Annotated in this window: 17 protein-coding genes; 7 read left to right on the top strand and 10 right to left on the bottom strand. The window is 74.1% G+C overall.

All coding sequences use genetic code 11. The features are described 5' to 3' along the window. Window positions 1-286: 286 nt before the first annotated feature. Entirely contained in the window at window positions 287-817 is a 531-nt protein-coding gene (locus ACIQVD_RS20880) for a MarR family winged helix-turn-helix transcriptional regulator (RefSeq protein WP_402291054.1), read from the bottom strand. A 118-nt stretch (window positions 818-935) separates the two neighbouring features. On the opposite strand from ACIQVD_RS20880, the gene ACIQVD_RS20875 reads away from it, so the two are divergent. From ACIQVD_RS20875 to ACIQVD_RS20865, 3 genes are all read left to right on the top strand, one after another. Then, entirely contained in the window at window positions 936-2,492 is a 1,557-nt protein-coding gene (locus tag ACIQVD_RS20875) for an MFS transporter (RefSeq protein WP_402291052.1), read from the top strand. A gap of 277 nt (window positions 2,493-2,769) precedes the next feature. Beyond that, a complete protein-coding gene (locus ACIQVD_RS20870; protein ID WP_402291050.1) occupies window positions 2,770-3,873 on the top strand; it encodes a tyrosine-protein phosphatase in 1,104 nt (367 codons plus the stop codon). Between the two features lie 123 nt (window positions 3,874-3,996). Beyond that, complete coding sequence (locus tag ACIQVD_RS20865) at window positions 3,997-4,941, top strand: DUF5996 family protein (protein WP_402291048.1); 945 nt, start codon at window positions 3,997-3,999, stop codon at window positions 4,939-4,941. A 3-nt stretch (window positions 4,942-4,944) separates the two neighbouring features. On the opposite strand, the gene ACIQVD_RS20860 is transcribed toward ACIQVD_RS20865, so the two are convergent. Further along, entirely contained in the window at window positions 4,945-6,519 is a 1,575-nt protein-coding gene (locus ACIQVD_RS20860; protein WP_402291046.1) for an ArnT family glycosyltransferase, read from the bottom strand. A 191-nt stretch (window positions 6,520-6,710) separates the two neighbouring features. After that, the gene (locus ACIQVD_RS20855; RefSeq protein WP_402291034.1) at window positions 6,711-7,607 is read right to left on the bottom strand and encodes a hypothetical protein; all 897 of its coding nucleotides are present in this window, start codon (window positions 7,605-7,607) and stop codon (window positions 6,711-6,713) included. Between the two features lie 363 nt (window positions 7,608-7,970). Here ACIQVD_RS20855 and ACIQVD_RS20850 point away from each other — a divergent pair, with 363 nt between their 5' ends. Both ACIQVD_RS20850 and ACIQVD_RS20845 read left to right on the top strand, forming a co-directional pair. Beyond that, a complete protein-coding gene (locus ACIQVD_RS20850) occupies window positions 7,971-8,429 on the top strand; it encodes a hypothetical protein (protein ID WP_282203523.1) in 459 nt (152 codons plus the stop codon). 99 nt (window positions 8,430-8,528) lie between these two features. Continuing rightward, a complete protein-coding gene (locus tag ACIQVD_RS20845; protein ID WP_400679411.1) occupies window positions 8,529-8,945 on the top strand; it encodes a hypothetical protein in 417 nt (138 codons plus the stop codon). 363 nt (window positions 8,946-9,308) lie between these two features. Here the strand turns inward: ACIQVD_RS20845 and ACIQVD_RS20840 are convergent, their stop codons facing one another. Then, window positions 9,309-9,623, bottom strand: coding sequence for a hypothetical protein (locus ACIQVD_RS20840; protein WP_402291032.1), 315 nt, complete (start codon window positions 9,621-9,623; stop codon window positions 9,309-9,311). A 198-nt stretch (window positions 9,624-9,821) separates the two neighbouring features. On the opposite strand from ACIQVD_RS20840, the gene murQ reads away from it, so the two are divergent. Beyond that, a complete protein-coding gene (gene murQ, locus ACIQVD_RS20835; protein ID WP_402291066.1) occupies window positions 9,822-10,727 on the top strand; it encodes an N-acetylmuramic acid 6-phosphate etherase in 906 nt (301 codons plus the stop codon). Between the two features lie 68 nt (window positions 10,728-10,795). On the opposite strand, the gene ACIQVD_RS20830 is transcribed toward murQ, so the two are convergent. After that, on the bottom strand, window positions 10,796-12,868 hold the full coding sequence (locus ACIQVD_RS20830; protein WP_402291030.1) for a SpoIIE family protein phosphatase: 2,073 nt from the start codon (window positions 12,866-12,868) through the stop codon (window positions 10,796-10,798). A 270-nt stretch (window positions 12,869-13,138) separates the two neighbouring features. Here ACIQVD_RS20830 and ACIQVD_RS20825 point away from each other — a divergent pair, with 270 nt between their 5' ends. Next, a complete protein-coding gene (locus ACIQVD_RS20825) occupies window positions 13,139-13,594 on the top strand; it encodes a hypothetical protein (protein ID WP_402291028.1) in 456 nt (151 codons plus the stop codon). Between the two features lie 177 nt (window positions 13,595-13,771). On the opposite strand, the gene ACIQVD_RS20820 is transcribed toward ACIQVD_RS20825, so the two are convergent. The 5 genes from ACIQVD_RS20820 to ACIQVD_RS20800 all read right to left on the bottom strand — a co-directional run bounded on the left by ACIQVD_RS20820 (window position 13,772) and on the right by ACIQVD_RS20800 (window position 18,986). Then, entirely contained in the window at window positions 13,772-14,014 is a 243-nt protein-coding gene (locus tag ACIQVD_RS20820; protein WP_400679418.1) for a chaplin, read from the bottom strand. A gap of 125 nt (window positions 14,015-14,139) precedes the next feature. After that, window positions 14,140-15,456 carry a hypothetical protein gene (locus ACIQVD_RS20815; RefSeq protein ID WP_400679420.1) on the bottom strand — a complete coding sequence of 439 codons (1,317 nt, stop codon included), beginning with the start codon at window positions 15,454-15,456 and terminating at the stop codon, window positions 14,140-14,142. Window positions 15,457-15,544: 88 nt separating this feature from the next. After that, window positions 15,545-16,912, bottom strand: coding sequence for a DUF4331 domain-containing protein (locus ACIQVD_RS20810; RefSeq protein ID WP_402291026.1), 1,368 nt, complete (start codon window positions 16,910-16,912; stop codon window positions 15,545-15,547). Window positions 16,913-18,070: 1,158 nt separating this feature from the next. Then, window positions 18,071-18,469, bottom strand: a complete 399-nt coding sequence (locus tag ACIQVD_RS20805; protein ID WP_400679424.1) for a hypothetical protein — start codon at window positions 18,467-18,469, stop codon at window positions 18,071-18,073. A gap of 154 nt (window positions 18,470-18,623) precedes the next feature. Then, window positions 18,624-18,986, bottom strand: a complete 363-nt coding sequence (locus ACIQVD_RS20800; RefSeq protein ID WP_400679425.1) for a hypothetical protein — start codon at window positions 18,984-18,986, stop codon at window positions 18,624-18,626. Window positions 18,987-19,198: the final 212 nt, after the last annotated feature.

Here is a 19,198-nt window from a genome sequence, read left to right as displayed (position 1 = left end):
TCAAGGGCTGGACCGGCACCTGCGCCACCTGCAACCGCCCCCTACCCCGCACAAGAACCAGACGCAGAACCAGAACCTAACGAAGCACTACTAGGCCCTGTCCGGTCGATCTTGTCGGATCGGCGCGCGGCGTCGGGAGCCCGGCCGGGAGTGCCGGCGGAACGCCCTCGTACTGGGTGTACTCGGGTGTTTCGCCGGTGCTTCCGAGGGGGCACCTCCGAGCCCCCTTGGGGCTGGGGGAGGGATGCCCGGTGTCGCGCGCCCGGCAAGACCGGCCGGACGGGCCCTAGACCCCACTGCCCCCGTTACTGCCACCGTCCCCGCTGCCCGGCGGCAGCGGGGGCCGCTCGGTGAGGTGGGCGTCCATGGTGGAGTTCAGCTCGGCCACGAACTGCTCGAACTGCTCCAGCAGCCGGGGCGGGTAGGGGGACATCGCGGCGTCGAGGCGCCGGGCGAGCGGGCCGAAGAACTCGTCCGCCCGTTCCTGGACGTGCGGGCCGCTGCGCAGGGTGACGATCCGCCGGTCGGAGTGCTCGCGGGTCCGGGTGAGGTGCCCGGCCGCCTCAAGGCGGTTCAGCAGCGCGGTGGTGGCGCCCGTGGACAGCGAGATGCGCTCGCTCAGCCGGGCCGGCGACAGCGGGGTGCCGCGTTCCTCGGCGGCGGCGATCTCCAGCACCGCGGTCGCGTCGGTGGAGTGCAGGCCCAGCCAGGCCGCGAAGCGCCGGCTGAGTTCGGCGTAGTGGCCGCCGTAGATCCGCAGCCCCTCCATCAGCCGCTCGCGCCGCGCCGCGACCTCGTCGCCCATCGCCTCCGCCATCCGGGCCCGCCACCTTTCCTCTCTCCGGCCGGGCGTCCAGCCGCGCGGCCCGCTTTGACAACCTACCGCCACCAATTTACCTTCATGGTGAAACTACTTCACCGTGGAGGTATCTGGCATGCGCGACCCGTCCCCGACCACCGGCCGGCACGCCGGTGGCCCCGCCGCCGAGCCCTACCGGTGGCGGTGGCTGATCCTGGTCGCGATGCTCGTCGCCGAGATCATGGACCTCCTGGACGCCTCGATCGTCAACGTCGCCGGACCGGCCCTGGAGGACGCCCTCGGCGCCACCTCCGCCGGCCTCCAGTGGGTGATCGGCGGCTACGCCCTCACCCTGGGCGCCGGGCTGGTGCTCGGCGGCCGGCTCGGCGACCGCCACGGCCGCCGCCGGATGTTCCTGATCGGCCTGGCCGCGTTCACCGCCGCCTCGCTGCTGTGCGCCCTCGCGCCCACCATCGAGACGCTGATCGTCTTCCGACTGCTCCAGGGCGCCGCCGGGGCGATGCTCCTGCCCCAGGGCCTCGGCCTGCTGCGGGAGAACTTCTCCGGGCCCGAACTCACGAAGGTCTTCGCGGTCTTCGGCCCCGTCCTCGGCCTGGGCGGCATCATCGGCCCCGTGCTCGGCGGCTTCCTCGTCGAGGGCGACTTCTTCGGCCTGGGCTGGCGCTCGGTCTTCCTGGTCAACCTGCCCGTCGGCGCCGCGGCCCTGGTCGTCGCCGCCAGGTTCGTGCCCAGGAAACCCGGCGACCGCACCGTCCGGGTCGACGTGACCGGCGCCGCCCTGGTTGCGGCCTCCTGCGCCCTGCTGGTGCTCCCGCTGAACCAGGGGCAGGAGGACGGCTGGCCGCTGTGGACCTGGCTGTGCATGGCCGCCTCGGTGGCCGGGTTCGCCCTGTTCGCCGTCCAGCAGCGGCGTACCGCCGCCACGGGCCGCGAACCGCTGATCACCCCCGGCCTGCTCCGCAAGCCCGCCTTCACCGTCGGACTCGGCGGCATCGCCTTGTTCTTCGGCGGACTGGTCGGCGCCCAGCTCGTCCTGACCCTGTTCCTCCAGATCGGCCGGCACTTCACCGCCGGGGACGCGGGGCTCGGCAACCTGCCGCTCGCCGTCGGCACGGCCGTCGGCGGAGCCGTCAGCGGCGCGTTCCTCGCCGACCGGATCGGCCGCAAGGTGCTCCAGCTCGGCCCGCTGGTCCAACTGGCCGGTGCGGCCGTGCTCTGGTGCGAACTCGACGGCCTCGCCCCGGACTCGTTCTCGATCTGGGACATCGTCCCCGGCGTGGCCCTGGCGGGCATCGGAGCGGGCATGGTGATCGCCGCCCTGTTCAGCTTCATCCTCGCCGCGGTCGACGACGACGAGATCGGCTCCGCCTCCGGCGTGCTGTCCGCCGTCCAGGCCGTCGGCGGCTCCACCGGCGTCGCGGTCTTCGGCTCGGTCTTCTTCGCCCTGGCCGAAACCGGCGACTTCGTCGGCGGATTCCACCGCGCCCTGATCGTCCAGGCCGTCCTGCTGGCGGCGTTCCTGGCCATCACCTTCCTCCTGCCCCGGAAGGGCCGCCCCGACGACGAACAGCACGGCATCGACGTCGAACCCGACGCCGGACCCGACGTCGAACCCGACGCCGGCGCCGGACTCGTCGGCGGTACCGATCCGGAGCGGCACCTCGCGGTGTGAGGCCCGCCCGGGCAGAACGCTCGCCGGAGGGCCTTCCCGGCACCCGGGGGTGGGCCGCGCGCCGGTCGGGCGGCCTGCCCGGGCGGCTCCGGCTGATCCGGTTCGGGCGGCAAATGCCGGACCGGGGGCCGGAGTTCGGGCGACGGTCGTCTGCGGGCCATCCGGGGGCCGCGTCGGTCTCACGTGGCTCGGGCTTCATGGTGCCCGCCCGTCCGGCCGCACCCCGTCCCGCCCCGTCGCGGGGGAGGCCGACCGCCAGCGTTCCCCGGAGGCCCCGTTGAACCTGTCCCGCAGCACCGCCGTCCGCCTCGCCGTCGCCGTTCTCGCCGTCGGCGCCACGGTGCCGCTCGCGGCCCTGCCCGCGCAGGCCGCGTCGGCCGGGCAGGCCGCACCGGTGACCGCCGCCGTCCTGCCCGCCGCCGTGCCGTTCACCGCCGCCGCGGTCACCCTGAACGCCGACGGCAGCCACACCGTGGCCTGGGCCTCGCCCGCCACCGCCGTCACCGTCACCGCCGTGGCCTCCGCGGACGCCGACGCCGCCACCGGAACGGTGGTCGGGCAGGGCGCGGGCACCGGCACGCTGACCGTCCCGGCGGGCGCGCTCGCGGCCGGCACCCGCTGGTTCTTCCGCCTCACCCCGGACTCCGGCGCCGCGCTGACCGTCGCGGACCGCTCGCTGCACCTGGCCGACGCCACCAACTTCCGGGACGCGGGCGGCTACCGCACCACCGACGGCCACTGGGTGCGGATGGGCCGGGTCTACCGCTCCGGCAAGCTCAGCGGCCTGACCCCCGCCGAGCAGCAGCAGCTCACCGCCGCCGGGATCACCCGGGACGTGGACCTGCGCAACGCGAGCGAGCGCGGCAGCGCCCCCGACGCGATCCCGGCCGGCCTCGCCTACCAGGTGGCCGACGTGACCTCGCTCGCCCACGGCATCGGCTTCCACGGCAACGCCGTCACCACGCTGCTGGGCGCGCTCGCCGCGGGCCTGTTCAACGGCTCCTCGGACCTCGGCCAGTCCATCGGCTACCCCTTCATGGTGGACTTCACCGGCTCCGACCGGGCCTTCCACGACACCCTGACCGCCATCGAGGCCGAGCAGGGCGCGCTGGTCTACCACTGCACCGCCGGCAAGGACCGCACCGGCTGGGCCACCGCCGTCCTGCTCACCCTGCTCGGCGTGGACCGGGCCACCGTCAACGCGGACTTCCTGGCCAGCAACACCTACACCGGCCGCCCCGACGCGGTCGAACTCTCCTGGCTGGACGCCGCGTTCGCCGAGGTGAACCACGTCTACGGCAGCTTCGACGCCTACCTGCACCAGGGCCTGAACCTCACCGACGCCGACATCGCCGCCCTCCGCGCCCGGCTCCTGGTCTGAACCCCCGCCCCGCACCCGGGCGGAGCAGCACCCCCGCCCGCCCGGGCGCGTCGGCCCGGGGCGGCCCGCCCCTGCGGTGAGGATGGTCAGCGGCCCCCGACCCCCCTCACGCCGGAGCGCACCATGGAGCTGTTCCCGCCCCTGCCCCTGGAGTCCTGGCGGGACACCAAGGAGACACTGCACCGCTTCACCCAGGTCATCGGCAAGATCCGCCTGGCCGGCAGCCCCCGCCGCAACCACTGGTGGAACGTCCCCTTCCACCTGACCGGACGCGGCATCACCACCCGCCCCACCGGCCCCACCCGGGGCGGCGACGCGTTCACCATCGACTTCGACTTCACCGACCACCGCCTGTACGTCCGCACCCTCGACGGCGCCGAGGACTCCTTCCCGCTGGCCGGACGCTCCGTCGCCGACTTCTACCGCGACACCCTGCGCGCCCTCGTCCACCTCGACATCGACGTGCTCCCCGACCACCCCTACCCCTACGACCTGCCCGACGCGCACCGCCCGTTCGCCGACGACCACGAGCACCGCAGCTACGACCCGGCCGCCGTCACCACCTACTGGCACATCCTCAGCCAGGTCGCCCTGCTACTGGAGGAGTACGCCGCCGGGTACGCGGGCAAGACCAGCCCCGTCCACCACTTCTGGCACACCTTCGACCTCGCCGTCACCCGCTTCTCCGACCGCGAGGTCGCCCAGCCCGCCGCCGACGGCGTCACCCGCGAGGCGTACTCCCGCGAGGTGATCAGCGCCGGGTTCTGGTTCGGCGACGCCGACGTGCCCGCCCCCGCCTTCTACTCCTACACCGCCCCCGAACCCGCCGGCCTGGACACCCGCCCGCTGCACCCCGCCGCCGCCCGCTGGACCCCGAACCGGGGCGGCCACCTCGCCCTGCTGAGGTACGACGAGGTGCGCGCCGCCGAGGACCCGTGGGCCACCGCCCGGCAGTTCCTCGACTCCGCCTACCGCGCCGGGGCCGACCTGGCCGGCTGGGGACGCGCCCGCGAGTGCCCCGGCGGGATCACCGACACCGAACTGCGCACGCCGCCCGACGGGGGCTGAGGCTCAGTAGAAGTGCCGCAGCCGGGGCCACAGCCGCGACCACGGGGCGACCGTCCCCGCGCAGAGCAGCACCGGCGCGTGCTGCTCCTCGTTCGCCACGCCCCGGCCGTCGTCCACCTCGGCGACCCGCCGGCACCCGGTGAAGGCCCGCTCGACCTCCGGGTACGGCGCCGGGTGGACCACCAGCACGGGGCCGGTCGCGGAGTCCGGCGGCGGGCCCCAGTCGTAGAAGGACATGTGGCCCGAGTACACGGCGGGCAGGCCGCGGCCGCCCCCGTAGCGCACCAGCGCCCCCGCCTCGCCGTAGTCGGCGGCGAACACCACCGCCCGCCCGCGCTGCTCCGGCGGGACCTGCGCCCACCCCGCGGCGACCGCCGCCGTCAGCTCGGACCAGCCCACCTGCTCGGCCGACTCCGGGTAGAGCCAGGAGACGGCCGACAGCCGGTCGGCGGGTAGCACCGGCAGCGTGATCAGCGAGTTGACCAGCGCGGCCACCAGCAGCAGCCCCACCGCCCGGACCCGGTCGCGCCGCGTCACGCCTCCGCCCCCGTCTCCGCTCCCGCCCCTGTCTCCGCTCCCGTCTCCGCCCCCGTCTCCGCCCTCCTCCGGCGGGCGTCCCCACAGCCGCTCCGCGACCGGTCCGCACCCGGCCGCCAGCACCAGCAGCAGCGGCGGCAGCGCGTAGTACGGCTTGCCGCCGAGGGCCAGCACCAGCCCGCACAGCGCCAGGTAGGCGTACCCCAACGGCCTCGCCCAGCGCACCCGTCGGTCCTCGCGCAGGCGGCGGAACCCGGCCAGCCAGATCGGGACCAGCACGGGGGAGAGGTAGACCAGCTGCATCGGGACGAAGGTCAACCGGTTGGCCGGACCGTCCTGGCCGCTGATCCCCGAGGCGACGGTGAGCTGCGGCCAGCCGTGCACCGCCTGCCAGTACAGGTTCGGCGCCGCCACCAGCAGCGCCAGCAGCGCCCCCGCCGGCAGCCACCAGCCGCGCAGCACCGCCCGCGGGCCGGGAGCGGTGCCGCCGCCGGGGCCGCAGCAGGCGATGGCGGGCAGCAGGACGAGCGCGAGCAGCAGCACCAGGTCCTTGTTCAGCAGGGCGACTCCGGCCGCCGCGCCGATCGCCAGCCACCAGCGGCGCTCCCCGGTGCGCAGCAGGCGCAGCACCAGGACGCCGAGCAGCGTCCAGGCGAACAGGTCGAAGCTCGCCGTGCTCAGCACGTGCCCGAGGGCCAGCACCATTGCGGAGACCGCCGCCCCCGCCGCCGCCAACACCTGCCCGGCCCGGCGCGCCCCCAACTCCCGTGCGGCGAAGGCCGTCAGCGCGATCGTCGCCGCGCACAGCAGCACCGCGACCATCCGCAGCCCGGCCGGGCCGTCGCCGAACACCGCCGTGGACAGCCGGGCCAACAGCGGTGTCAGCGGCGGCTGGTCGACGTACCCCCAGGCCAAGTGCCGTCCCGCCGCCAGGAAGTACAACTCGTCCCGGTGGAACCCGTACCGCCCGGCCAGCGCCGCCTGCACCGCCACGACCGCGCCCGCGACCCCGAGCACCGGACCGGCCGCGAAGCGCGCCAAGCCCGTTGCGGCCTCCCCCACCTGTTCCGAGCCGTCGGCCGGAGCCGACCCGTTCCCCCGCCTACCCATGCCGCGAGCGTGGCAGAGCGGACCCGGCCCGCCCACCCGGGAGAACCCGGAGACCGCCCCGGGAAAACCCTGATGATCGGGAACCCGGCGCGGGTCCTGGACGCGGCTGCCGGGCCGCCGGCTCACGGGTACGACTGGCGGCGGCGGATCAGCAGCGCGGCGGCGCCCAGGGCGAAACCGGCGGCGATCGACCCCAGGCCCAGCAGCAGCGTCCCGCTCACCGACCCGGGCCCCGGACCACCGCCGGTCCCGGCCCCGCCGCCCGGCCCCGGACCGGCCAGGGCGGAGAGCGCGGTCGGCGCGGGGGAGTCGGCCGACGCTGCCGCAGCGGACGGCGTACCGGTGGCGGACGGTGGATCGGACGGCGACGGCGCCCTGGTCGGCCCAGCCGTCGCGGACGCCACTGCGGAGGCCGACGCCGAGACCGGTGCCGGTGCCGAGACCGAGGCCGTCGCGGGGCCGGACGGCCCGGGCCCGGCGTAGCGGAACACGGCCCGCGGCTGGTTGCGCCCCTCCAGCAGGCCCGCGCCGCGCCCGGAGGGGTCGACCAGCCGGTAGCCCGAGACCCCGTTCGTCGCCACCGCGTACGTGCCGCCGGGCAGTGCGGCGTCCAGCCCGATCCGGGCCCGGAAGGTCAGCGTTCCGTGCGGCTCGACGGTGAGCGGCGGGTCCAGGGTGAGCCCCCACCCCGTCCCGCTGCGGGTGTCGGAACTCCGCCAGGCCCCGGTGGCCGGGTCCTGCCACGTGACCGAGACGCCGTCCGGCGGCCCGGACGGGTCGTCCGGCGCGGACACCCGCAGGAACAGCGAGTCCACCAGCATCCGGTACCGCGACGTCGACTCGACCGTGAAGACGGCCGTGAACCCGCCCCCGCCCGCCACCCGCGGGGGCACACCGCCGATCCGGGTCACCACCGACCCGTTGCCGGTCACCGCGGAGGCCGGAACGGCGACGCACAGCGCCGGGAACAGCAGCGAGACGGCCAGCAGCACCGCCGCACGGATGACGCGCCGCGCCATGGGAACCCCCGAGTCGAAGGGCGCGGCACCCCGTCCCGTCACTCCCGCGCCGACGCGCGCAGCGTAACCGCCGCAGCGGTGCCGAAGCCACCACCCGGAGGCCGACTCCCGACGGACAACACCCTTGCCCCGCAAGCCCGTTCGAACGGTCGCCCCGCCGGTCCCGGCGCGGGAGACCCCGAGGACCCAGGGTCTGTCTTCAAAGACCGAACACTGCTTGGCCGGGAAGGACCGGCCGCGGCGACCCCCGGAACCCCGGCCGGCGGTGCGGGGGTTCCGCGCGATACGGCGGCGTTACGCGGCTGCGCCAGCATGGTCGGCGTTCGATCGATCATCGATGATCCACCTCAGACAGGGTTCCGCATGCACGTCCTCCGCCGAGTCCTCGCCGTGGTCGCCAGTGTGGCGCTGCTCGCCGGCGTCAGCCTGTTCGCGTCCTCCGCCGCGCAGGCCGCCACCTCCTGCTCCGGCACCGTCACGTACGACCAGACCGTCTCGCACGACGGCAGTGCCATCGGCGAGTTGGTCATCTACTACAACAGCAGCAACGGCGGCACCAACAGCGCCTGCTTCTACCACCGTGGAGCGTCCTACGGCGTCGCGGCGACGACCAGCGTCGAGATCTACCGGTGCCTCCAGAAGTCCGGTACGGGCGGAGGCTGCACCGTCGACGTCTCGTCGCGCGTCGACAAGGGATCGTACGCGTACAACGCCGGACCGGTCGGCGTGACCGGCACGGCGAACTACTGCGTCTACGCCTACGGCTACGTCAACTGGGCCGGCCACGAGTACTCCGTGTCGAGCGGGACCCGGGGCTGCTGAGCCCCACGACCCGCCCCCGACGGGCCGACCGGAGCCCGACGGATCCGCATTTCCAACCGTGCCGAACCGCTGGACGTTCGGCGCAAGAGAGGTATGTCCGTGCGCAAGAAGATCGTCTCCGTCCTCGGTGCCCTCGCGATGGCCGGAGCCGCCACCGTGATGACCGCGCCCGAGGCCTCGGCCCTCACCGCCTCGCCGACGGAGGTCTGCGGTCCCGGCTACAAGGTCATCGACTCCGAACAGCTCATCAACCGCACCGTGTGGGTCTACCTGACCTACAACAGCTCCAACGGCTACAACTGCGTGGTCACCATCCGCGGGAACGGGGGCGACCCGGTGCACATGTCGGCCGACCTCACGGTCCAGGGCAGCGCCCAGAAGACCGACACCGGCTACTACGGGTCCTACGCCGGCCCGGTCTACGCCTACGCCGCGGGCAAGTGCGTCAAGTGGGGCGGCTGGTTCAGCGACTTCGACCAGAGCGCGTACGAGAGCCCCTGGAGCCACTGCGGCTGACCCGCCGACGCGGCAGCCCCGCCACCGGACCCGGATCCCGCCCCCACAGCGGTCCGGCCCGGTGGCGGGGCTTCGGCTCATGACGGCGTATCACGCCCGACACGGTCTCTCACCGACCGGTCACCTTGGAAGACGCCCTGAGGGCTGTCCCGTGAAGGCAGCCTGGCACGGGTACGAGGGCCGGAGAGACGTCACGCCGGTCGAGCTGTGGCCGGTCGACGACCGTGGCGTCTCCACCCGCGCGACGAGCGGAACGCACCGGTGCCTGGTGGTTGACCGGGCCGGGGCCCACGAGGGCTACGACACGGGCGACCGGGGTCGGACCGACGTCCGGCTCGACGCCGATGAAACCCCCTTCGCCCGTCACCTCGGCGCCACCGTGCTCGCCGCGACCTCCGCATCACCGCCCTCGACCGGCCCGAAGGCCCGAACGCACCGGTGCCGTGATCTTGCCGTGGCTCGGGTGACCACCGCGTCGGAACACTCCTGGACAAGCCCGTTCACCGGATCGAGGCCGGCGGCGAGCTCACCGAGTGGCAAGCCGCGCACAACCGCGCACACGAGCAAGTGCGCGCCCGCGTCGAGCATGTCTTCACCCGGATGAAGACCCGGAAGATCCTCCGCGACCGCCGCCTCGAAGGCAGCGGCGCCCACCACACCGTGCCCGGTGTCGCCCACCTCCACCACCTCCTCCAGGCCGCGTGAGGCGGGCGATCACCGGGCAACGACCCGCGCCCGAGACGGCCGAAGACCGAGAGCGGGACAGCCCTTAGGGTGGGCGCCGTGGCAGACATCCCGCACACCCCGCACCCGCCGTCCGGTCCCTCCGTCCCCGCCGTCCCGTCCGCGCCGGAGCGCGGCGACGGCTCGCCGCCGCTGGACGGGCTGGTGACCGAGGGGCGGCGGGACGGGGGCGCCGGGATCGACCTGCTGACGACGGCGGAGCTCGCCCGGGTGATGAACGCCGAGGACCGGACGGTGCCGGCCGCGGTGGCGGAGGAGCTGGACGCGATCGCGGCGGCGGTGGACGCGATCGTGGCGCGGATGCGGCGCGGCGGGCGGCTGGTGTACGCCGGGGCGGGGACGGCCGGGCGGCTGGGGGTGCTGGACGCCAGCGAGTGCCCGCCGACGTTCGGCACCGCGCCCGGCCAGGTGGTCGGGCTGATCGCGGGCGGCCCCGGCGCGATCACCGCCGCCGTCGAGGACGCCGAGGACGACCGGGCCGCCGCCGTCGCGGACCTGGACGCGCTGGGCCTGACCCCCGCCGACACCGTGGTCGGCGTCTCCGCCTCCGGCCGCACCCCGTACGCGCTGGCCGCCGTCGAGCACGCCCGGGCCCGCGGGGCGCTCACCGTCGCGCTGGCGGCCAACCGGGGCTCCGCGCTCGGGGCCGCCGCCGAGCACCGGATCGAGGTGGTCACCGGGCCCGAACTACTGGCCGGGTCCACCCGGTTGAAGGCCGGGACGGCGCAGAAGCTGGTGCTCAACATGGTCTCGACCCTCACCATGGTCCGGCTCGGCAAGACCTACGGCGACCTGATGGTCGACCTCCGCGCGAGCAACGACAAGCTGCGCGCCCGCAGCCGCCGGATCACCGCCCTCGCCACCGGGGCCGAACCCGCCGCCGTGGACGCCGCGTTGGCCGCCACCGGCGGACGGGTCAAGGACGCCGTCCTGCTGCTGCTCGCCGACGTGGACCCGGCCCGCGCGGCCGAACTGCTGGAGCACAGCGGCGGACGGCTCCGCGAGGCCCTGCACGCGGCACTGGACCGACCGCACTGAACTGACGTCACCGCACTGACGTCACCGCACCGACGGCACGGCACCAACGTCACGGCACTGACGGTCCGTCAGATTTCCTGCTCCGCCCAGATGGTCTTGCCGCGCGGAGTGTGCCGGGTGCCCCAGTTGCGGCACAGCTGCGCCACCAGCAGCAGGCCGCGTCCGCCCTCGTCGTCGTTGTGGGCCCGGCGCAGGTGCGGGGCGGTGCTGCTGCCGTCGGAGACCTCGCAGAGCAGCATGGAGCCGTCCCGGATCAGCCGCAGCCCGATCGGGGGCAGGCCGTAGCGGACGGCGTTGGTGATCAGCTCGCTGACCACCAACTCGGTGACGAAGGACGCCTCTTCGAGCCCCCACTCGGCGAGCTTCGCGGCCGCCACCTTCCGGGCCCGGGCCACCTCGGACGGGTCGCGGCGCAGCGGCCACTCGGCCACGTCCTGGGTGTGCAGGGCCCGGGTGCGGGCCAGCAGCAGGGCGACGTCGTCGGTCGGGGCGGCCGGGCCGAGGGTGGTGGACAGCACCTGGTCGCACAGGTCCTCCAGCGAGTCGGCCCGGGCGGTGAGGGCCGAGCCGAGCCGGTCGAGGCCGAGCCCGGGATCGCCGTGCAGCTCGGAGGCGCGCAGCAGGCCGTCGGTGTACAGCGCCAGTACGCTCCCCTCCGGGACCTCCAACTCGACTGCCTCGAACGGGAGTCCGCCCAGGCCGAGCGGCGGCCCCGGCGGCAGCTCGGGGAAGGTCACGGTGTTGTCCGGGCCGACCAGGGCCGGCCCGGGGTGCCCGGCCCGGGCCAGCGAACAGGACCGGGCCACCGGGTCGTACACCGCGTACAGGCAGCTCGCGCCGACGCTGCCGCCCGCCCAGGCGGTGCCGCCCTCCGGCTGCTCGTCCAGGTCCACCCGGAGCACCAGGTCGTCCAGGTGGGTGAGGAGTTCGTCCGGCGGCATGTCGATGTCGGCCAGGGTGCGCACCGCCGTCCGCAGCCGCCCCATCGCGGCGGAGGCGGGCACGCCGTGGCCGACCACGTCGCCCACCACTAGGGCCACCCGGGCGCCGGACAGCGGGATCACGTCGAACCAGTCGCCGCCGACGCCCTCCCGCCCGCCCGCCGGGAGGTACCGGAAGGCGACCTCGACCGCGGCCTGCCGGGGCGTCCGGCTGGGCAGCAGGGAACGCTGCAACGCCAGTGCGGTGTCCCGCTGTTGGGTGTACTGGCGGGCGTTGTCGACGGAGAGCGCGGCGCGCGACGTCAGCTCGGTGGCCAGCAGCAGGTCGTCCTCGTCGAACGGCTCCGGCGAGCGGTGCCGCAGGAAGATCGCCACGCCCAGCGTCACCCCGCGGGCGGTCAGCGGCGCCATCAGCCCGGAGTGGATGCCGAACTCCTCGGCCAACCGCTCCCGTTCGGGCTCCTGGGCGATCCAGGACCGGACCTCCGGATCGCGGTAGTCGACGCACATCGGCCGACCCGAGGCGAGCACCCGGGCCATCGGGGAGTCCGGAGCGATCACGTCCCCGGCGCCGGACGCGACCGTGGACTCCGGGCAGCCCGGCAGCACCGACTGCTGCGCCACCCGGTAGAACACCAGCCCCGCGCTCGACGGCGGGCCGCCGCCGAACACCGAATCGAGCAGGTCGACCGCCACGAAATCGGCGAACGAACCGGTCGCCACCTCCGCCAACTCCTGCGCGGTGCGGTCCACTTCGAGGGTCGAACCGATCCGCAGACCGGCCTCCCCGAGCAGCGCCAGACGGTGCCGGGCCCGCTCCTCGGAGGACCCGGACAGCACCGAGGGCACCGCCGCCGGCCGCGCGGCGGCCCCCGGGGTCAACGGCTGCAACGCCTGGGCCGACACCACCCAGGTCGGCTCCCCGCGCGCCGTCCGCACCGGCACCACCCCCAGCTCGACCGCCACCGGCTCGTCCTCGGCCCGGCACAACCGCACCATCCCGGTGAACGGCTCGTGCCGGACCGCCGCCCGCAGCAGGGCGACCGGCACTCCACCCGCCAACAGCCCCACCGCGCTCCGCCCGAGCGCCTGCCCCGCCCCGAACCCGGTCAGCCGCTCGGCCGCCGCCGACCAGCCCGTCACCACCCCGCCGCCGTCGACCGTCGCGGTCGCCGCCCGGCCGGTCACCCGAGTCGCCATGTCCGTCCATCCCCCTTGGAAGCAGCAACCGCCAGGCCGTCCTGCCCAGCATCGCGGCCCGACGTGACCGCCCCAACGCGCCACGCCGGAAGACCCCGCCACTTGCCGCCCGCCCCCGACCGGCGCGTCCCCGCTGGGCGCGTCACCGACGGGCAGCGTCCTGACGGGATGTCAGAGCACCCTGGCAGGCTCCAGCTCGACAGCTCGACAGCTCGACAGCTCGACAGCTCGACAGCTCGACCACCACCACCCCGGACGAAGGACGTGTCCATGCCCCTGCAGCAGCACCAGCGTTCGCTCCGCCGCGGGGCGTTCGCCCTGCTCCCCGCCGTCCTGCTGGCCACCGTCCTGGCGGCCTGCTCCTCCGACGGGGGAGACACGACGGCGAGTTGGTCCAAGGACGGCGGCAAGGAACAGACCCGGGTGATCGGCGAGGACCTCAAGGTCCTGCTCAACGCCAACGGCACCTCGGCCGACAACACCAGGCACTGCCAACAGGTCCTCGACGACATCAAGAAGGCCCGGGACCACCGGGCCATCCCCGACGCAACCGCCCAGACCTACTGGCAGCAGGCCCTCGACCAGATGGAGACCGCCGCCACCAACTGCACCCGGAACACCGACGCGCTCACCGGCGGCGCCAAGCTCAGCGAGGTCATCCCGGCCCAGGAGTCGTACCACCTGCTGGTCGGCCGGATCGCCGACCTCGCCGACGGCAAACCCTGATCCCCGGCCCGCCCCGTCCTGTCGGGGACACGGGGCACGGGCGCGGGGCGGGGACACGGGGCGGCGGCCGTCGGCGAGAACGGCGCCGACCCGGAGCCGGTCTCCCGGCCCGGGTCGGCCTTCCGGCCTTCCGGTCTCCCGGTTTTCCGGTCTCCCGGTCTATCGGCAGAGGCTGGGTCAGCCGATGTTGGCGCAGGAGTTGCCGAACGCCGGGTTCAGCGCGCCGATCAGGCTGATGCTGTTGCCGCACAGGTTGACCGGGATGTGCACGGGGATCTGGATCACGTTGCCGGAGAGGACGCCGGGCGAGCCGACGGCCACGCCCTCGGCGCCGGCGGACGCCGAGGCCGCGCCGGCGGTGCCGAGCACCGCGGTGGCGGCCAGCGCGACGACGGCGAAGTACGTGCGGGTACGGGACATGTCTGCTCCTTGGTTTCGGTCGGGTGCCGTCCCGGACGGGGCGGCACCGGTCATTCGGGGTGCTCGTGCCGGCGGCGTGGCCGAGGGGCGGTGGTTCACCCGGTCGGGTGCGTCCCGGCACAAGATCAGGGGGTGAGCGCCGCCAGGTCCGAGCGGGCCAGGGGCGCCTGGAGCGGGTCGAACCGCGGGTCGGTGGCCAGTGCCCCGGCGAGGTCGGCGCGGGCCTGGTCGGTCCGGCCGAGGGCGCGTTCGATCTCGCCGCGGTGGTAGCGGAAGAGGGCGTTGTGCCAGCCGTGGGCGAGGGCGAGGTCGGCGTAGCCGAGCGCCTCGCGGTCGGCGCCGGTGCGGTGCAGGGCCCAGGCGAGGGCGTCGGCGACCAGCACGTGGTGGCGCCGGTCCCATTCGGCGCGCAGCAGCCGGACGGCGGTGGCCGGGTCGCCGTGGTCGGCCTCGAACTGGCCGAGCGTCAGGTCGTCGACGACGCCGCCCGCGGCGGCGAGGTCGGCTTCGGCGCGCAGCAGCCGGTACTGCTCGGCGGCCTGTCCGGGGTGGCCGAGGGACTCGTGGAGTTCGCCGAGTTCGAGCAGGTACTGGGGCAGCGGCACCGCGGCGGCGGCCTGCGCGTAGTGGGCGAGCGCGTCGTCGGTGCGGCCGAGGGCGGCTTCGGCGCGGGCCTGTCCGGCGAGGGCGGCGGTGTACGTCGGGTCGGCGGCCAGGGCGCGGCGGTAGCCGTCCAGGGCGGCGTCGGTGCGGCCGGCGGTGCGGTCGAGTTCGGCGAGCTGGTGGAGGCAGAACGCCTTGTCGCCGGGGTCGTAGGCGCCGTCGAGGGCGCGGCGCAGGGCGTCGGCGGCGTCCTCGGGCCGGCCGTGCTGTTCGAGGTCGTAGGCGGCGCGGGTGAAGGACGCGGTGCCGGGGTGCAGGTCGAGCAGGTGCTGGGCGGCCTCGGTGGCGCCGGTGTCGTCGCCGAGCTGGGTGCGGGCGTCGGTGAGGACCGCCCACGCCTGCCAGTGCAGCGGGGCTCCGTCCAGGGCCTGCCGGGCGTGGTCGGCGGCCTCGGCGAACAGGTGGCGGGCGTTGGCGAGGGCGCCGAGGCCGGTGAGCGCGTCGGTGTTGCCGGTGGGGGCGAGGGTGAGCGAGCGGTGCAGTGCCTCGTCGGCCTTCGGGTAGTAGGAGGCGTCGGCGGTCAGCCGGGCCTGTTCGACGTACTCGCCGCCGAGCCGGGCCCAGACCGCGGCGTCGTCGGGGCGGGCGCGCAGGTGCCGCTGGTCGGCGCCGATCGCGGCGGCGAGCGCGCCGCCCGGCGGCGGCGCGGCCGGGTGCGCGGGTGCGGCCTGGGCGGCGGGCGCGGCGGTGGCCGACCGCGGCGGGTCGGTCAGGCCGCCGGCCGCGGCGAGGCCGCCGCACACCAGGACGGTGGCGAGCACAAGGGGGAGACGGCGCACGGGAGTTCGGTCCTCGATCGGCGGCGTGGTCGGCGTGGTCGGCGGAGTGGCCGGCGGCGGCCCCGGGCCGGGGCCGCCGCGCGGGTGGTCACTTCTGGTTGACGGCCTTGTCGTACGGCAGGGCGAGGTACGGGAAGGTCGCGGCGAACGGCCGGTCGGGCCCGTTGACCTTGTCGCCGGCGGCCAGGGCCTGGACGAACTTGCCGGGGGTGGCGCCCTCGACGACCTGCAGGGCGATGTCGACGACGTCGTCGCCGAGGCGACGGCCGTTGGGGAAGCCCTGGAAGTCGCCGTTCAGGACGCCGAGGCGGTCCGGCTTCGGCGTCACCGGAGTGGTCAGGTTCAGCCGCAGCTCCTCCGCGGGGACGAACCGGTTCGGGTCGATGTCCTGGTTCATCAGCTGCGAGTTGAGGTCGACGGCGAGCGGCCCGTCCGCGGCCTTGGCGATGCCGGTCAGGAAGATCTCCTGCAGGTCGGTGCGCGGCGTGGCGGGCGCGGGCAGGCCGTAGATCGCCTGGACGAGCTTGGGCACCTCGGGGTCGAGGACCTTGGCCACCACGGCGGGCTGGTTGTGGTCCTCGGACGGGGGCAGCGCGTTGAAGGCGTCCTTGAGCCCGGCCGGGACGACGACCTCGTTGACCAGCGGGTTGCCCAGCCGCGAGACCTGGACGTACGGGCCGACCGGGTCGGACTTGCCCGGGCTGAGCTTCATGCTCTGCTTCTCGGTGCTCGACCAGACGCCGATGACCGGGTTGCGGGTCGGGTCGCCCTTGTAGGCGAGGCGGCTCTTGGGGATCTGCAGCGCCACGGAGTTGACGTTGTACCCGGCCAGGGTGTTCTGGCCGACCTCGGAGAGGTCGCCGCCGTACAGCAGGTCGAAGACCCGCAGGTCGAGGAAGAACGGGTCGGCGGCCTGGGTGGCCACCGTCTGCCCGCCGCCCGGGAGTTGGACGGTGGCCTGCTGCCGCAGCCGCCCGTAGTCGGGCATCGAGGCCCGGCCGGTGTCGGACGGGGCCGCCTGGCCGTGCTTGACCAGCGTCACCGGGGCGCAGTTCGGGTGCAGTTCCTGGAGCGTGTAGTACTGGCGGAAGCGCAGCGTGTCGTCGTCGAGGTTGTTCACCGGCCCCTTGTCGTAGAGGAAGGTGTCGGTGCCGCGCAGGTCCTCGGTGTGGAAGGTCCACCGGTAGGTGACGTCCGGCTGCCCGGTGCCCTGCGAGTCGATGTTGATGTCGTAGTGCGCGCCGTCGGCCCACGGGTAGAAGTTCGGGCCGCCGTTGGGCTCCTGGAACGGGAGCCAGTTGGCGATCAGCGTGACCGTGTCCGGGTTGTCCGGGCTGGTGAAGGCGTACACGTCGGTGTTGTCGACCTGCGGGTCGGCGGCGATCAGCGGAGCCTCGCGGTGGCTGGACGCCGAGGAGGTGCCGGCGCCGGTGCCGAGCAGGGCGGTGCCTGCCATGCCGAGGGCGAGCGCGGTGAGGACCGCGGCTCCTCGGGCAGCGGAGCTGCGACCCGTGGATCGACGAAGAAGGCTCATCAAGGAGTCTCCGATTTCCGGTTCGGGAACGGTCGTCCGCATCCATACCGGATGCGGGCCGTGGGGATGTCGTGCGGCGGGTCGGCCGACACGTACTGTCCTCCGCCGCCGCCCCCGGTTCGTCCCGACCCGGCTTCCGGCGTGCCCCGATCACCCTCGCGGCCCAGCCCCCTCACCCGTCCGGCCGAACCGTCCGGCCGCACCGCCCGGCCCCGTCCGTCCCGACCCCGCCTCCCTCCGCCCCGACGGCGGCCCCGCCCCCCTCCGCCCCGGACCCGCCCGCCCCTGACCAGGGCCGACGCGCCCCGCACTGGACCGATCGGGTGAACCTCCGGGACCGGCACCAAGCCGACGGCCCCCGCCCCACGAAGGACAGGTGTGCGCGGAGCCAGGGTCGGCCGCCGCGCACACCACGGGGACGGGACTCCTCGGCTGGCACCACGGGTCCCGTCCCCTCGGCTCAGGCGTCCTCGAGGCCGGCGAACTCCAGACGGCGGACACGGGCCGGAGGGCCGGGGGCGCGCGGTTCACCTGCGGCGGCGCTCTTGGCCGGTGATCACAGGCGCCGGCAGCGCGCCGGTACGCCCTGCGGCCGGGCGCAAGAGGCATGCCCGCCCCCGGGGCCCGGAAGGAGATCGCCCCTCTCACGGCCAAGGACATCCGCACCTGGCTCGACCGGCTCCGCACCACCTGCCCGTGGGCCTTTTCCGGACGGCCGCCGATCGGGTGGCGGCCGGGTGGTCGGGAAGAGGGCAGAACGAACGAGGCTCCCTAGCGGTCGAGTGAGACGTCTCGCGTCTCAAGCAACCAGCCAGGAAGCCTCATTGATCACTGCTGACCGTCACCCGCGAGGGAGACCGCCGCCCGCACCCACCGGATCGTGAAGACTCGCGTCCGGCTCCGGGCCCCCGCCCTGGCCGACACGGCCCACACCGGGGCCGGCGGAACGTTCGCCGTACCGTCCGACGGAGGGGCGAACTCCTTCACGACACGCGCACCGGCTTGCCGCGGTGGGACGCGCCCGCTGCCTCGCCACGGGCAGCGGGCGCTCTTCGGCCGATCCGGCGCTCGCGCCGGGAGCTACTCGCTGATGCTCATCCAGGCCGAGCAGCGGACCGGGCTCGTGTCCCCCGCGCCGTCCACGGTGCACACCTGGGCCCGGTACTTGTTCCAGGAGTAGAGGTTGCCATCGGTTTTCCTGACGTACGTGTCGGCTCCCTTGCCGTTGTAGAAGGAGCCCCATTCCTGCCAGGTTCCGTTGTTGACCTCGATGAACGCCCGCACGCCGTGGCCGTCGGCATAGCGGTCCCAGAGCTCGAAGTCATCGCCGTCGTCGATGAACTTCAGACTGGCGACGGTGTGGCCGTCGACCTTGAGAGATACGGACTGGTCCGTAGCCGAGGCCGGGCTGCTGATGCCGAGGATCAGGGCGGGAACGGCGAGGAGAGCCGCCGCTCGGGCGACCATATTCTTGGACACGGAATTCCCCCTGTGTGAGTCATGGAATCTTTGGCGCTTCCGGCTGTCCCTCCGTATTGCTGGAGAGCGGCGCGGATCTGCGATCCGGATGCGCCGGTGGTTGGTCAATGGGCGGCCGTTTTTCTGTTCACCCCGTCCGCCGCATCGGTGAAATTCACTCGTTGACGTACATCCAGGCGGAGCACCGGACCGGGGTCTTGTCGTTGGCGCCGTCAACCGTGCACACCTGGGCGCGGTAGTCGTTTATCGAGTAGAGGTTCCCGTCGGTCTTCTTGACCATCGTCCCCGCGCCCTTGCCGTTGTACCAGGAGCCGTTGTCCCAGTCGTACCAGTTCCCGGTGGCGCGCACCTGAATGTACGCCCGGACGCCGTGGCCGTCCGCGTAGTGGTCCCAGAGCTCCCAGTCGTCGCCGTCGTCGATGAACTTCAGGCCGCCGACGATGGTGTTGCCGGAGTAGAGGTAGACGTTCTGGTCCGTGGCGAAGGCGGGGCTGCTGGTGACCCCCACGACGAGCACGGGAACTGCGAGGACGGTCGCCAGCCTGGCAAAAACCTTCTTCGACATGTGAAACCCCCGATTTCAAGGAAAGGATGGCGAGGGTGGACGCAATTGCATTTCCGCCCTCACCGCTGCAGGGGCCTCCGACTGGCCGGGCGGGCCGGGCTTCTCGAAAAGCCCTCTGGGGAAATCCTGCTGCATGCAGGATTTCCAGGCCCGGGGTTGCTGCA

This window comes from Kitasatospora sp. NPDC090308, from assembly GCF_044769485.1.
Taxonomy (GTDB): Bacteria; Actinomycetota; Actinomycetes; order Streptomycetales; family Streptomycetaceae; genus Kitasatospora; species Kitasatospora fiedleri.
This window is presented reverse-complemented; position numbering and strand designations above follow the sequence as displayed.

What these genes read in the sequence shown, in the direction of transcription:
- ACIQVD_RS20830 (WP_402291030.1), bottom strand. Translation starts at nt 12,868, where the DNA reads ATGGCGACTCGGGTGACCGGCCGGGCGGCGACCGCGACGGTCGACGGC.
- ACIQVD_RS20825 (WP_402291028.1), top strand. Translation starts at nt 13,139, where the DNA reads ATGCCCCTGCAGCAGCACCAGCGTTCGCTCCGCCGCGGGGCGTTCGCC.
- ACIQVD_RS20875 (WP_402291052.1), top strand. Translation starts at nt 936, where the DNA reads ATGCGCGACCCGTCCCCGACCACCGGCCGGCACGCCGGTGGCCCCGCC.
- ACIQVD_RS20865 (WP_402291048.1), top strand. Translation starts at nt 3,997, where the DNA reads ATGGAGCTGTTCCCGCCCCTGCCCCTGGAGTCCTGGCGGGACACCAAG.
- ACIQVD_RS20810 (WP_402291026.1), bottom strand. Translation starts at nt 16,912, where the DNA reads ATGGCAGGCACCGCCCTGCTCGGCACCGGCGCCGGCACCTCCTCGGCG.
- ACIQVD_RS20850 (WP_282203523.1), top strand. Translation starts at nt 7,971, where the DNA reads ATGCACGTCCTCCGCCGAGTCCTCGCCGTGGTCGCCAGTGTGGCGCTG.
- ACIQVD_RS20820 (WP_400679418.1), bottom strand. Translation starts at nt 14,014, where the DNA reads ATGTCCCGTACCCGCACGTACTTCGCCGTCGTCGCGCTGGCCGCCACC.
- ACIQVD_RS20855 (WP_402291034.1), bottom strand. Translation starts at nt 7,607, where the DNA reads ATGGCGCGGCGCGTCATCCGTGCGGCGGTGCTGCTGGCCGTCTCGCTG.
- ACIQVD_RS20880 (WP_402291054.1), bottom strand. Translation starts at nt 817, where the DNA reads ATGGCGGAGGCGATGGGCGACGAGGTCGCGGCGCGGCGCGAGCGGCTG.